This window comes from Nocardia sp. NPDC057440 (assembly GCF_042802915.1).
Classification (GTDB): Bacteria; Actinomycetota; Actinomycetes; order Mycobacteriales; family Mycobacteriaceae; genus Nocardia.
In genome coordinates, this window is record NZ_JBHVDF010000021.1 from 1 (window position 1) to 14,021 (window position 14,021).

Annotated in this window: 12 protein-coding genes and 1 tRNA gene; 5 read left to right on the plus strand and 8 right to left on the minus strand. The window is 65.1% G+C overall.

Annotated elements, in window-relative coordinates; all coding sequences use genetic code 11:
- From ACFU4Z_RS31615 to aceE, 5 genes are all read right to left on the minus strand, one after another.
- A partial coding sequence (locus ACFU4Z_RS31615) for a beta-ketoacyl synthase N-terminal-like domain-containing protein (RefSeq protein WP_379070439.1) occupies positions 1-200 on the minus strand: 200 nt, incomplete at its 3' end.
- 10 nt (positions 201-210) lie between these two features.
- Positions 211-513 carry a meromycolate extension acyl carrier protein AcpM gene (acpM, locus tag ACFU4Z_RS31620; protein ID WP_327114205.1) on the minus strand — a complete coding sequence of 101 codons (303 nt, stop codon included), beginning with the start codon at positions 511-513 and terminating at the stop codon, positions 211-213.
- Positions 514-635: 122 nt separating this feature from the next.
- Positions 636-1,550, minus strand: coding sequence for an ACP S-malonyltransferase (locus ACFU4Z_RS31625; protein ID WP_379070443.1), 915 nt, complete (start codon positions 1,548-1,550; stop codon positions 636-638).
- 127 nt (positions 1,551-1,677) lie between these two features.
- The gene (locus ACFU4Z_RS31630) at positions 1,678-3,012 is read right to left on the minus strand and encodes a PucR family transcriptional regulator (RefSeq protein WP_379070446.1); all 1,335 of its coding nucleotides are present in this window, start codon (positions 3,010-3,012) and stop codon (positions 1,678-1,680) included.
- An 11-nt stretch (positions 3,013-3,023) separates the two neighbouring features.
- Positions 3,024-5,822 (minus strand): pyruvate dehydrogenase (acetyl-transferring), homodimeric type, encoded by a 2,799-nt coding sequence (gene aceE / locus ACFU4Z_RS31635; RefSeq protein WP_379070718.1) that lies wholly within the window; start codon positions 5,820-5,822, stop codon positions 3,024-3,026.
- A gap of 338 nt (positions 5,823-6,160) precedes the next feature.
- On the opposite strand from aceE, the gene ACFU4Z_RS31640 reads away from it, so the two are divergent.
- The 4 genes from ACFU4Z_RS31640 (at position 6,161) to ACFU4Z_RS31655 (ending at position 7,934) form a co-directional block, all read left to right on the plus strand.
- Positions 6,161-6,718, plus strand: coding sequence for a hypothetical protein (locus ACFU4Z_RS31640; RefSeq protein ID WP_379070448.1), 558 nt, complete (start codon positions 6,161-6,163; stop codon positions 6,716-6,718).
- Positions 6,719-6,855: 137 nt separating this feature from the next.
- Positions 6,856-7,278 (plus strand): DUF3052 domain-containing protein, encoded by a 423-nt coding sequence (locus tag ACFU4Z_RS31645; RefSeq protein ID WP_328412851.1) that lies wholly within the window; start codon positions 6,856-6,858, stop codon positions 7,276-7,278.
- 75 nt (positions 7,279-7,353) lie between these two features.
- Positions 7,354-7,833: a peroxiredoxin gene (locus tag ACFU4Z_RS31650; protein ID WP_379070451.1), complete on the plus strand. Its 480-nt coding sequence runs from the start codon at positions 7,354-7,356 to the stop codon at positions 7,831-7,833.
- A 29-nt stretch (positions 7,834-7,862) separates the two neighbouring features.
- Positions 7,863-7,934, plus strand: a tRNA-Val gene (locus tag ACFU4Z_RS31655).
- A 245-nt stretch (positions 7,935-8,179) separates the two neighbouring features.
- Here ACFU4Z_RS31655 and ACFU4Z_RS31660 read toward each other — a convergent pair.
- The gene (locus tag ACFU4Z_RS31660) at positions 8,180-9,982 is read right to left on the minus strand and encodes a serine/threonine-protein kinase PknD (RefSeq protein WP_379070454.1); all 1,803 of its coding nucleotides are present in this window, start codon (positions 9,980-9,982) and stop codon (positions 8,180-8,182) included.
- A 457-nt stretch (positions 9,983-10,439) separates the two neighbouring features.
- Between ACFU4Z_RS31660 and ACFU4Z_RS31665 the strand changes: the two genes are divergently transcribed.
- Positions 10,440-11,621, plus strand: a complete 1,182-nt coding sequence (locus tag ACFU4Z_RS31665; RefSeq protein WP_379070457.1) for a type III polyketide synthase — start codon at positions 10,440-10,442, stop codon at positions 11,619-11,621.
- Positions 11,622-11,648: 27 nt separating this feature from the next.
- Here the strand turns inward: ACFU4Z_RS31665 and ACFU4Z_RS31670 are convergent, their stop codons facing one another.
- Entirely contained in the window at positions 11,649-12,161 is a 513-nt protein-coding gene (locus ACFU4Z_RS31670) for a DUF2199 domain-containing protein (protein WP_379070460.1), read from the minus strand.
- Between the two features lie 263 nt (positions 12,162-12,424).
- Positions 12,425-13,930 carry a carboxylesterase/lipase family protein gene (locus tag ACFU4Z_RS31675; RefSeq protein ID WP_379070462.1) on the minus strand — a complete coding sequence of 502 codons (1,506 nt, stop codon included), beginning with the start codon at positions 13,928-13,930 and terminating at the stop codon, positions 12,425-12,427.
- Positions 13,931-14,021: the final 91 nt, after the last annotated feature.

The following is a 14,021-nucleotide window of genomic DNA, read 5'->3' on the forward strand; positions in this document are numbered from 1 at the left end:
CGGACCTTCAGGTGACCGCCGATGCGGACCGGAAGGTCGTATTCCTCGACGAAGGAGTCCTCGAGAACGTCGATACCGCTCTCGCCGTTGAGGAGTCCCTTCCACGTCGCATCGACGTCACCAGCGATCGACGTGGTCGCCGCCATGCTCGTGACGACGACGTTGGGGAAGTTCCCGTTCAAGGTGGAAGGAGTGGTCACAGTGTCGGCCCTACTCGGCGTTGTCGAACTTGGCCTTGAGCTCCGCGGCGGCATCCGAGTTCTCCGCCTCGAGCTTCTGGATGTAGGCGACTGCGTCGCCGACCGTCTTCAGGCTGGCCAGATCCTCGTCGGGGATCTTCACGCCGTACTTGTCCTCGGTCTGCACTGCGATTTCGACCATGGACAGCGAGTCGATGTCCAGGTCATCGACGAAGGACTTCTCGATCGTCACCTCAGAGGGTTCGATACCCGTTACCTCTTCGATGATCTTGCCGAGTTCCTCGACGATTTGTTCCTGGGTCAGAGCGGCCACTTCGTGGCTCCCTTCTTGATCTCTTTGTAGGGCTTCACTGTTTTTTTCGGTTCGAGACAGCCGATGGTTACCGTCTGCTCGGTCACGATCGTGCGTTTTTATTGCACGGCCGCGGGGGAAAGCTAGCCGGAGGTGGTGAGCCCGGCCAACGCGGGGAGGTCTTCGGGGGTCTTCAGGGCCAGCGTGGGCGTGCCTTTCAGTTCCCGTTTTGCGATACCGACGAGTGTGCCCGCCGGTGGCAGCTCCGCCACTGCCGAAACACCGGCTTGCCTGGTGGTTTCGGTGCACAGGTCCCAACGGACAGGCCGGGTGACCTGCGCCGCGAGCTTAGTGATGGCGTCCGCTCCCGAGGCGACCGGCTTGCCGTCGAAGTTCGACAGTAGGGTCCGGGTCGGCTCATTCGGGGTGATCTGGCTTATGGCTTCCGTCACAGCATCCTGGGCCGGGCCCATGAAAGCTGTGTGGAAAGCGCCCGCGACGGGCAGCGCACGCACCCGAGCCTTCTCAGGTGGGTTCGCGGCGAGTTCCGCCAGGGCGTCCAGTCGACCCGCGGCGACGATCTGACCCACCGCGTTCCGGTTGGCCGGAACGAGGTCGAGCTCCGCGAGTCGTGCGAGCACGGCAGCCTCATCGCCACCGAGCACCGCGGACATACCGGTCGGCTCCAGCGCGCACGCCTTGGCCATCTCCGCACCGCGGATGGCTGCCAGGGTGACCGCCTCGTCGGGGGTGATGACCCCGGCGACGGCGGCTGCGGCAAGTTCGCCGACCGAGTGCCCGGCGACGATCGTAGCTGCCGGAAGTGAACTCGGGTCGATTTCCGCGAAGGCAAGCAGCGCGGCGGCGACAACGAGTGGTTGGGTAATGGCAGTGTCGGTGATCTCCTCGGCCGTCGCGGTGGTACCGAGACGAATCAGATCCAGGCCGGAGGCCTTGGACCAGAGGGCGAGTCGATCTGTCGCGCCGGGAAGGTCGAGCCAAGGCGCGAGCATGCCAGGTGTCTGGGACCCCTGTCCAGGGGCGAACAACGCGATCACATCTCTAAGAAAACACTGTGAGGCAGGCCGCAGGAGATGTCGACGCGAATGAAGCTTGCGGTGGCCTTTTGTGGGACTCCCACAAAAGGCCACGTGAGTCGTCCCGATCGACGGACTCGCAGATCCGTTACAGGCCCTCGTGACCAGATGCGAGGTGAGTTGCCTCTGGGGTAGGTGTTGACGATTCGTTACGCGTTCGTGTCAAACGACCCACTGTGGATGCGATCCGGAGCACATAGGCGTCCCGCGGATTCATCGGATCGCGTCCGGTGACTTCGGCAATCCGCTTGAGGCGATACCGAACAGTATTTGGATGGACGTACAGCTGACGGGCACACGTCTCGACAGCGCCACCGCAATCCAGATAGGCATCGAGAGTGTCCGCCAGCGAAGAACCCGCCGCGGCCAACGGTAGGACAACATACTCGTTCAACGCGTCTATCGCACCTCGATCGCCGAGCAATGCGCGTTCGGGCAACAATTCCGTCGCGTGCACCGGTCGAGGCGCCCCCCGCCAGCCCACAACGGCCTCCATGCCCGCCAGGGCTTCCACCGCGCTCGCATGCGCCGCACCAAGGGTGCGGGTGGTCGGTCCGATCACCACCGCCCCATCGGAGAACACCTCGGCGAGCAGGTCCGCCAGGAACGGCGATATATAGGAACTCTCGCCGAGATTGCCGCTGACGACCATCACCAACCGCGAGCCCTGGACAACAGCGAGCGCCGCACGACCATGCCGTGCGGCGATGGTGTGCACCGACCCGACCATGCCGACACCCTGATCCCCCGGCGGGGTCCCGACCAGCACGGTCGCGGGCGCGGTGGCGTCCCAGTTCAACGTCGCGGCCCGCGACAGCATGTCCGGGCCGGTATCGCCGCGCACAACGGCGTCGACGACCAGCGCCTCGAGGCGGGTGTCCCACGCGCCGCGGGATTCCGCGGCGCTCGCGTACACCGAGGCGGCGGCGAACCCGAGCTCACGCCCGTACCGCAACACCGCCTCGGTGAGCGCGACGAGCTGCCGGTCGTTGCGCGCGAGCGCGGGCAGCCACTGCTCGAAGAACTCCATGGCCACACGGACCATGTCCACGGTCTGGCGCAGCGTCAGCCGCCGCGCCAGATCCTGTGGAATCACTTGGAAGGCATCCAGACTGAACCTGATGTCGCTGTCGGGATCCTGCAGCCACTCCAGGAAGTTCACCACCGCGGTCTGCACCAGCATCTGGACGCCTGCGCGCTGCGCGGCGTCCAGATCGGCGAAGAACGGCAACCGATCCTGCATCGACCCCACCGCCTCGGTGGAGAGTCGACCGGAGAACTGCTTGACACGTTTGAGCAACGTGTCGGGCAGCGGGTCCCGGGTTTGCCGGTTCGGGGAGAGCGCGCCCGTCGGCAGATACACCTCGTGCTCAGAAGAGCCTTCGGAGATCCGTCGCGGCCGCGGCGGTTTACGGTCCACCATCCAATCGTCCGCTACTCGCCGTCGCCGTCGCCGCTTGCCACCGACTTCGGCGCGGCGTCCACATCATCGATGCGGTATTTCGCGGCCGCTTCGGTCAGCGTGGCGGCGTCGATCTTCCCGGCCCTGACGAGTCCGGCCAGCGCCGCGACCACGATGGACTGCGCGTCGACATTGAACACGCGACGCGCGGCAGGCCTGGTGTCGGAGAAACCGAAACCGTCGGTGCCGAGGGTGGTGAAGTCACCGGGCACCCACTGCCGAACCTGATCCGGCACCGCGCGCATCCAGTCCGTCGCGGCGATGATCGGACCCTCGACCGCCGCGAGCGCCTGCGTGACGTACGGGACGCCGACATCGGTGCCCGGGTTGCGCAGCTTCGCGATTTCCTTGCCGAGCGCCTCCTTGCGGAGTTCGCCCCACGACGTCACCGACCAGACATCGGCCTGCACACCCCACTCCTCGGCGAGCAGCGCCTGCGCACGCAGACCGTCCGGCACAGTGACACCGGAGACGAGGATCTGGGCGCGCACATCGCCGGCCGCACCGCGCTTGTAGAGGTAAATACCCTTGAGCAGACCCTGGATATCGAGGTCGTCGGGCTCCGCCGGCTGCTGGTAGGGCTCGTTGTACAGGGTGATGTAGTAGAAGATGTCCTCGCCGCCGAAGCCGCCGTTCGGCTGCCCACCGTGCGAAATGGCGCCCGGCACCGCACCCGGCCCGGCCTCCGGCGTCCCGCCGCCGTACATCCGGCGCAGGCCGTCGCGCACGATATGCGCGAGCTCGAACGAGAACGCGGGATCGTAGGTGACAACGGCCGGATTGGTCGAGGCCAGCAGCAGCGAGTGGCCGTCGTTGTGCTGCAGGCCCTCACCGGTCAACGTGGTTCGCCCGGCAGTTGCTCCGAGCACGAATCCACGCGCCAATTGGTCCGCCGCCGCCCACAGACCGTCGCCGGTGCGCTGGAAGCCGAACATCGAGTAGAAGATGTACAGCGGGATCATCGGCTCGCCGTGGGTCGCGTACGAGGTGCCCGCCGCGGTGAACGACGCGGTCGATCCGGCCTCGTTGATGCCCTCGTGCAAGATCTGCCCGATGGAGCTCTCTTTGTAGGCAAGCATCAATTCCGCGTCGACCGATGTGTACAACTGGCCGTTGCGGTTGTAGATCTTCAACGAAGGGAACCACGAGTCCATGCCGAAGGTGCGGGCCTCGTCGGGGATGATCGGCACGATTCGCTTGCCGATCTCCTTGTCCCGCAGCAGCTCCTTCATGAGCCGAACCAGCGCCATGGTGGTGGCCACGTTCTGCTTGCCGGAACCCTTGCGCACCGACTTGTACGCCTCGTCGCCGGGAAGTTGCAGAGGCTTTGCCGCGGTGCGCCGCTCGGGCAGGAAACCGCCGAGCGCCTTGCGCCGGTCCAGCATGTACTGGATCTCGCGCGCCTCCATGCCCGGGTGGTAGTACGGGGGCAGGTACGGATCCTTCTCCAGCTCGGCGTCACTGATCGGAATCCGCTGCAGGTCACGGAAATCCTTGAGGTCCTGCAGGGTCAGCTTCTTCATCTGGTGGGTGGCGTTGCGGCCCTCGAAGTGCTTGCCGAGGGTGTAGCCCTTGATGGTCTTGGCCAGGATCACCGTCGGCTGGCCCTTGTGCGCCATCGCGGCGGCATAGGCGGCATAGACCTTGCGGTAGTCGTGACCGCCGCGCTTGAGGTTCCAGATGCCTTCGTCGGACATGTCCTGGACCAGTGCCTTCGTCCGCGGGTCGCGGCCGAAGAAGTGATCGCGGACGTAGGCGCCGTCATTGGCTTTGTAGGTCTGGAAGTCGCCGTCGGGCGTGGTGTTCATCAGGTTCACCAGTGCGCCGTCGCGGTCGGCGCCGAGCAGCGCGTCCCACTCACGGCCCCAGACCACCTTGATGACATTCCAGCCCGCGCCGCGGAAGAAGGACTCGAGTTCCTGAATGATCTTGCCGTTGCCGCGCACCGGCCCGTCGAGGCGCTGCAGGTTGCAGTTGACGACGAAGGTCAGATTGTCCAGGCCCTCCATGGCCGCGACCTGCGCGAGGCCGCGCGACTCCGGCTCATCCATCTCGCCGTCGCCGAGGAACGCCCAGACATGCTGGTCGGAGGTGTCCTTGATGCCGCGATCGTGCAGGTAGTGGTTGAACCGCGCCTGGTAGATGGCGTTCATCGGGCCGAGACCCATGGACACCGTCGGGAACTCCCAGAAGTCGTTCAGCAGCCGGGGATGCGGGTACGACGGCAGGCCGTGGCCCGGTCCGCCGTGGCTGTATTCCTGCCGGAAGCCGTCCATCCGATCGGTGCTGAGCCTGCCCTCGAGGAAGGCGCGGGCGTAGATGCCCGGGGAGGCGTGGCCCTGGATGAAGATCGAGTCGCCGCCGCCGGGATGGTCCTTGCCGCGGAAGAAGTGGTTGAAACCGACCTCGTAGAGCGCCGCCGAGGACGCGTAGGTCGAAATATGGCCACCGACACCGATTCCCGGGCGTTGCGCGCGATGCACCATGATCGCCGCATTCCAGCGGATCCAGGCACGGTAGCGCCGCTCAACCTCCTCATCGCCGGGGAACCACGGCTCGTTCTCGGTGGGAATCGTGTTGACGTAGTCGGTCGAGGTCAAAGCGGGGATGGCGACCCGACGCTCACCGGCGCGTTCCAACAGCCGGAGCATCAGATAACGCGCGCGGCCCGGACCTTCCCGGTCGAGCATCTCATCGAACGATTCGAGCCATTCGGAGGTTTCCTCCGGGTCGATGTCCGGTAGGTAGGACGCCACCCCTTCGCGGATCACCCGGACACGGCCGCCTGCCGGCGCGGCAGGCGATCCGTGCGGATCGCGGCCTAGGACAGGGGCGGTCTCGGAGTTCGGTACAGCGGATTTCGCTGCAGCGGAAGAGTGGATCAGGTCGGTCAAATCTGCTCCTCGTACAGGGGGTGGACATGTGATGGCGTCGGTTTCCCCGGGCAGGCACGCATGGTTGGCGGACCGCCCGCTTCACGAAAGTTTCGGGCGCACCTCCATCCTTGCGGATGATGTGTCCCAGGTCATCATGTCAGCAGCAAATCCAGTACCGTTCTGCAGGGAACGTGAGTCGGGACCGCCGTAGTACAACCGAAGCGGGGAGGACGATGAAGGTGCTGGACCCACGCGGGTTCGGATTGGTGTGCGCGACCTTGACGGTCGTCGCCGGATTGACGATCGCGGGATGCGCGAATCGGGTAGAGGGAGCTGCGAATCCGAACGCGGCGGACTTAGCGGCATACAAGACCGCTGCGGCCTCCTCCTCGGCCGCCGCGACCTCCTCACGCAAGGCCGCGGCGCAGACGCGCGCTATCAACGACAACTGCTCGCAGTTCCCCACCACGACCGGCGTCGGCGTCTCGAAGTACAACGATTTCATCAACGCACACGACTCCAACGCGGCCGACTACGCGAGCAAGCGCGATACCGCCGCAACGACCCTCGACGAGGCGGCCAACAAGGTCGAGATCGGAGTGAACTCCGACAGCGACTCGCTGCCGTCGGACCTGGCCGCGAAGTTCACCGAATACGTCGCGGCCGCACGGCTGCTTGCCTCCGAGACCCGCAAGATGACCTACACCGCACCGGTCGGACCGCTCAACGACGCGAGCAAGCGGGTCAACGACGCCCGCAACGCCGTTCGCGACGCGTGCCCGAAACGCTGAATCGGACAGGAAAATCGGCTCGCAACGATCTTGTCACACGACATTCGACGGGTATTTCGTCCGATCAGCTTGCGCTCGAGCCGATAACCATGTTCGCTTGCAACTACCTATTGTCTGGAGTTGAGGAGGACACCACCGTGGTCGCCGCGGCGGACGCGCAGAACTACGCTCAGAAGCTTGGCATTATTCACGGCATGGTTGTCCAGGAACTGGGCTGGGACGAGGACACCAACGACGACCTGCGAGCCGAGATCGAAGAAACCATCGGCAGCGAGCTGCTCGACGATGACTCCGATGAGGTCATGGACGTCGTGTTGCTGTGGTGGCGCGACGGTGACGGGGATCTAGTGGATGCCTTGATGGAAGTCACCGGGCAGTTGTCGGACGACGGATTCGTCTGGGTGCTCACCCCGAAGACCGGAAATTCGGGGCACGTCGATCCCAGCGAGATCGCCGAATCCGCACCGCCCGCGGGCTTCACGCAAACCTCGGCAATCAGTCTCGGGGATTGGGCAGGCAGCCGCCTGGTGCAGCCGAAAGCGCCCTCGAAGCAGCGCTGACCGGTCTTTCGCTATGGTTTCGCCGGGCGGCCTTCGCGCCGCCCGGCGCAAACCCGACTCGATGGAGGATTCGCGATGCCACTTGAGATTGGCCCGCTCGAGATCGGCTCGGTCGCGCCGGATTTCACGCTGAAGGACCAGAACAACCAGGAAGTCACGCTGTCGGACTTCCGCGGCAAGAAGAACGTGCTCATCGTCTTCTACCCGCTGGCCTTCACCGGGATCTGCCAGGGCGAACTGTGCAAGGTCCGCGACGAACTACCGAAGTTCCAGAACGACGACGCCGAGATCCTCGCGATCTCCGTCGGTCCCCCACCCACCCACAAGATCTGGGCGGCCGAACAGGGTTACGTCTTTCCCTTGCTGTCCGACTTCTGGCCACACGGCGCAATAGCCCAGAACTACGGCGTCTTCAACGAGAAGTCCGGCTACTCCAACCGCGGCACCTTCGTCGTCGACAAGGACGGAATCATCCGATTCGCCGAAATGAACGGCCCCGGAGAGCCCCGTGACCAGGCGGCTTGGGAGAAAGCGCTCGCCGCGCTAGATTCATAATCCGTCGCCGCCGGATCTCCGGCGAGCACGGGCGTATAGCTCAGCGGTAGAGCACTGGTTTTACACACCAGCGGTCGGGGGTTCGATCCCCTCTGCGCCCACAGATGAAGTACCACCTGGACAAGGGTTTTCTCCGCCCGACCTTCTGCTCCATGCGCATAACGTGGAGCACGTGATCATTCCAGCCAAGCCGTCTACCACCACCACGGGCCGCGCCATCGCCCGCTGCCACCCCAGATTCCGAACACTCACACATCCGATCGCACAGCGAAGCGATGTGTCATGCACCACTCCAGGTTCGGGGTGTTGCGACGACCACTAGAACCCAAGTACGCGGAACGTGGGTTCAGCCGACCGGGAGTTTCAACACCGGATTGGGGCCCAGGTCGGTGATGTATACGTTGTCCGCCATGTCGATCGTCACACCCTGGGGATTCTTCAGGCCGGTGAACGGCAACGTGGTCGGCGTCGACGCGCCCGCCGCCAACCTCACCACCCATTCGTTACCCCAGTCGACGACGTACACGTCTCCCGCCGTGTCGACCGCCACACCACGGGGATCTTTGAGCCCGGTGAACGGCAACGTGGTCGGTGCCGACGCGCCCGCCGCCAACCACAGCACCCGATCGGTGCCCAATTCGGTGACATACACGTTGCCCGCCGTGTCGACCGCCACAGCCTGGGGATCCTGGAGCCCCGTGAACGGCAACGTCGTCGGCGCCGACGCGCCCGCCGCCAATTTCACCACCCGATCATTAGCCCGGTCGGCGACGTACACGTCTCCCGCCGTGTCGACCGCCACACCCCGGGGATCTTTGAGCCCCGTGAACGGCAACGTCGTCGGCGCCGACGCGCCCGCCGCCAACCCGACCACCCGATTGTTACTCGTGTCGGTGACGTATACGTTGCCCGCCGTGTCGACCGTCACACCCTGGGGATTCTTCAGGCCGGTGAACGGCAGTGGGGTCGGCGCCGACGCGCCCGCCGCCAATTTCACCACCCGATCGTTACCCATGTCGGTGACGTATACGTTGCCCGCCGTGTCGACCGCCACATCGGTGGGCAGGCTGACGCCGGTAAACGGCAGCGGAGTCTGTGACGAGTAGGCCGGGGCGATAGATGCGGGCGAGTTGCCACCGCCGCCTGATTCCCGTTGGACACCGATGACGACAGCTACGGCGGCCACCACCGTAACCGCGACCGCGGCGGCGAGCAGCCAGGCGGTCTTGGGCGACAATCTGATTCGCCGCCCATGGCGCGCGGCCACGGGCTCGGTGGCGCTGACCACGGAATCGCCCACCGCGGCGCGGGCCGCCGCGGCCAGCTCGCGCACGGTCTGGTAACGATCGTCGGGGTTTTTGGCCATTCCCTTGACGATGACCGCATCGAACGCAGTCGGTACATCGGGTGTAGTGGTACTGGGACGCGGCGGCGGGGTGTGCAGGTGTTGGGCGATCACACCCTGCATCCCCATTTCGCTCGTAAACGGCGGTCGGCCGGTCAGGCACTCATACAGCACGCACGCCAACGCGTACACGTCCACTCGGGCATCGGCCTTGGCCTCTGCGCTGATCTCCTCCGGCGCCATGTAGGCGACGGTGCCGATGGCCTCGCCGATCGTGGTCAGCGTACGGTCGTCGGCGGCGTGGGCGATCCCGAAGTCGATCAGGGAGGCGAACTCATTGGCCCCTAGCAGGATGTTGGTGGGTTTGACATCGCGGTGGACCAGCCCGACATCGTGGGCCGCCTGCAGCGCGCCGGCCACCTGCGCGATGATCGCCACTGCCCGCCGCGGCGACAAGGCCCCGTCTCGCGTGATCACCTTGTGCAGGTCGGTGCCCTCGATCAAGCGCATATTCAGATAGAGCCGACCGTCGATGTCGCCGAAGTCGTGGATGGGGATCACATGCGGCTCGGTCAACTGCGCCACCGCCCGGCATTCCCGGCGGAACCGCTCGCGCAGCTGCTCGTCATCGGCGAAGCGCTCGGGCAACACCTTGAGCGCCACCACCCGGTTGGTCAGCGAATCATGCGCCCGCCACACCTGGCCCATACCGCCCTGACCCAGCAGCGACAGGAGCCGATAGCGTCCGAACGCCTCCGCCGGCCCCCAAGTGGCGTCCCCGCCACTCACTTCCGTGTCATCCATTGTGCCGTCCTGTGACTGGCAAACGGTGTACGTGCTTGCATTCCAACCCCGCCCGAGCGGGTAGCCCCACACTAGTTGATTCAGCCAGGCCAGACAGTCGAAAATCAGCGCTAACGTCGGCGCGCGAATTTCCCAGCGATGCCCCGGCAACGGACATCCTGGACTGTCTACCATGGCTTTGGCCGAGGTGCAGCCGAGCTGAGCTCCGCCCGACGCGGATCACCGTGGCCGGCAAGACCTCCGACGCGTGCGGGAATTTTCGCCATCGCCGCAACGCGCAGCATCAGCGGAGCGTGACCGCGAGCGCCTGACGGCAGGCATAGGCATCGCACTCCGAGAAACACCGGACGCCGGGGGTGGGGATCCACACCCCCTTGGGTGCCTATTTGCGGGGCGTTTGCTACTCGACGATAGGAGAACGCATCCCCAATCGCTCGAGCGAGGAAGAACGGGCTCCATGTCCACTGCTCTCGACCAGGCACTTCTCACCCGCACGACTGCGCAAGCGCGCGAGCACACAACTCCGTCGGCGCCGCCGACGACCGTACCCGTCATCGAGGCAATCGCGACCGGTGCGCCTGGCCAGGTCCTCGACCAATCCGTCGCAGCGGACTGGATGGCTGGGCAATTCACCGATCCGGAGCAGCAGACCCGGATCAGACGCATCTTCCGTAAGACCATGATCGACACCCGGCGATTCGCGGTCGACCCGCTGGATCCTCGACGTCATGCGCCCGGCGGCAAACCAGCGACGATCCGGGATCGCATGCAGCTGTTCTACCGCCACGCCGTTCCACTGGCGGTCGATGTGGCGCGGCGCGCGCTCGAAGGCGTCGACCCGGCCGACGTCGGACTTCTCGTGTTCGCCACGAGCACCGGCATCATCGCGCCCGGCGTTGACGTCGCAGTCGTCGAAGATCTCGGACTGCCCCGGTCGGTCGCTCGCCTGGTGGTCAACTTCATGGGCTGCGCGGCAGCAATGAACGGAATTCGCACCGCCTCGGACTTCGTCCGGGCCAACCCGGACAAGAAGGCGATAGTCCTGTGCATCGAGCTCAACTCGGTGCATGTCGTCCCCGTCGAAGACGTCAACGACGCGGTGAGCTACAGCCTGTTCGGAGACGGCTGCGGCGCGGTCGTCATCGGGACCAACCAAGGGGCAGAGCAGGCCGAAGCCGGGACGATCGTCATCCGGGACAACTTCACCCACCTGTTCGAGGGCACCGAAGACGGCATCGCGGTCGGCGTCAACCACGACAGCATTACGTGTGAGCTGTCCGAGAACGTACCCCAGTACATCTATAACGGCGTTGCTCCCGTCGTCGGAGACGTCCTGCGCCGCAATGAATTGCGGCAGCCCGACATTGATGTGTGGGCAATCCACCCGGGCGGGCCGAAGATCTTGCTCGAATCCGCTCGATCGCTTGGCCTCCCGCCGGAAGCCGCGTCGACGAGCTGGGATGTTCTTGGTGAGTACGGAAACATGTCGAGCGTCTCGCTGATCTTCGTGCTCGAACGGCTCGCCGGTCGGACCGGGATGAACAAGCCGATCTCGACGGGCGTCGCGTTCTCGTTCGCGCCAGGAATCACGATCGAGGGATTCGTCTTCGACGTCGTTCGCAGGCGTACGCCGAGGTAGTGCAGTTGGTCGGGCAACGGCGGATCGTCACTGGCGAGGGTGCAACAGCAGTTCGGCGATGGCTTGTGCGCGGGCGAGAGTGATGCCGGTTCGCTGCTCCACGGCCAGCGGGTGGTCAGTGGGTTCCAGTTCAACCGTTGGTCGAACGCCGATGGCCTGGCTGTGCACCTTGGTCTTCAAGTTCAGAGTCGTCGGTTCGTATGTGGGCAGCTCAGTAGACAGCCAGCCGAAATACGGTGGCTCCTGCACCCGCTCCGGACTTGTCCACAACTCCGCCACGCGGTCGAAGTTGGTCTCGCTCAGCGAAATCCACACACCCCACTCGAAGTCGTTCTCCGCGTCCACGAGAGGCAGAATCAGGCGAGCCCGGATAAAGAAGTGTTCCCCGCCGATCACGCACTGCTCGTCGCCGAGGACGTTCCCCGAAGTCCCCTCCAGGCCCTCGTTCCAGTAGTCGGGCGCGACCGAGCCATAGCTGAATGGCAGGCCATCGTGTTCCTGGCCGCAGCGCGAACAGAGGAACCCTAGATCCGTTGACATGCCCGACAGCATAGAAACCGGACACCGCGCCTTCATATCGCAGCGTCGCTCCCGGCAAGGAAGCGCCCGTGGAAATCTTTCGACTGGTCCCTGTCGTATATGCCAGATGCAGTGCAGCTGGGGCGGCTACAGAACGCGGACGTAGTTTCCGTAGCGACCGTTCAGGGAGTCGTTCGCGGCGTTGGCGATGATCTGGCGGTTGTCTCAGTTATTGTGTCGGATTCCGAGCGGTTCCTGCTGACCGTCGAGCGACATGACACCCGTTACTCGCTATGAAGTAGGTCCAAGGTGTCGAACTGGTGCGTTGACCAGATGTGGCGCGAGCGTTCCTCGGGATAGGGCTGGGTGATCGGCTCGGCGGTGTAGACCCGGGTGGACCGGGTGTCCGGATTGTAGGGCGCCCAGCCGGGGGCGCCTGTGGTCGCGAAATTCAGCCAGTCAGTGCGCATGCGGTGGGCGACGCGGATGGCCTCGTCGGCGGCGTTCGGAACAGCGGACGGATGGTTGCGCACATCGTCGATGCTGAGTGTGCCGAGTACGAGCAGGCAGTCGAGGCTGTGCGAGGCGCCCTCCTCCCGGTTGTAGCTCCAGCAGAGTTCGTAGGTCCAGGCCCGCCCGCTCCCGGCGTGCTGGGCGTCCGCGATATGCAGGCTGGGCATCCGAAACAGCCAGTCGGAGTTGACGAGTTCATACAGTTGCCCGGGGGTGGCCTCGGGGTAAACGGCGCGGTAAGCGCGGCTGCTGTCCGAGATGGGCGCGAGACGATCGAGTGTGGCGGTCACCTCGTCATCGGTCATCTCGCTCCCGAACCGGGCATTGAACAGCCGGTATTCGTCACGGGTGTGCCCCACGAGAAGGTCGATGCCCCGCGCGGCGCCGCTGGCGAGCGCGCGCCATGGCGCGTATGGGAGGACGTCACCGTCGACGACAGGTGAGAACGGTGTCGGGGTCAGGGCCATCGGTCCCCATGATTCGACGAGTTCCGGCATCTTCTGGATGATTGCGTCCGTTGCGTTGAGCAGCGCGCGCGGGGGGATACCGGCCAGCTCACCGACGGTGGCTTGCACACCGAGTTCCGCGGCGACCGTTGCCGAGATCGCGGCGGCGAGCCGTGTGGAGAAGAAGGTGCCCGGGACGCTCTGAGCTATTGCACGACGAAACAGCCCAGCGGCCATCGGCATAGTGAGCAGTGCCGCGATGCAACCCGCGCCGGCGGACTGGCCGAACACGGTGACCTTGCCCGGATCGCCACCGAACGCGGCGACATTGTCCTGTACCCACCGCAACGCGGCGGCCTGGTCGAGACTGCCGCGGTTGTTCGGGGCCCCGGCGATGTGGGCGAAGCCTTCTACACCGGTGCGATAGTTCATGCTGACCATCACCACACCGGACCCGGCGAGAGTCGCACCGTCGTGGTGCGGGTTACTGGAGGTGCCCTCCAGGTACTTGCCCCCATGAATCCACACCATCACTGGAAGCCCGGCGGCACCGAGGTCAGGTGACCAGACATTGAGGGTCAAACAGTTGCCGGAACCATCACCGGTATCGCCGGACACCGACGACATCGCGCAGCCTGCTTGAGGAACTGATGGACCGAACTCCAGCACGTCGCGGACGCCGTTCCACGGCTGTGCCGGAACAGGGGCCGCGAACCGACGTGAGCCCACCGGTGGCTGGGCGTAGGGGATTCCCCGGAAGACCGCGACAGAGATCTCCCACCTGCCACGCACAACTCCGGCAGCCGTGCGGATTTCAGGTTCGATGTTCACCTGGGGGTACTCACTTTCCTTGGGTAGGTCATCGGCTGCGTCACAGAGCCGGCCATGTCAGGCCGCCGCACCTCCCCTGAACCACAGCATC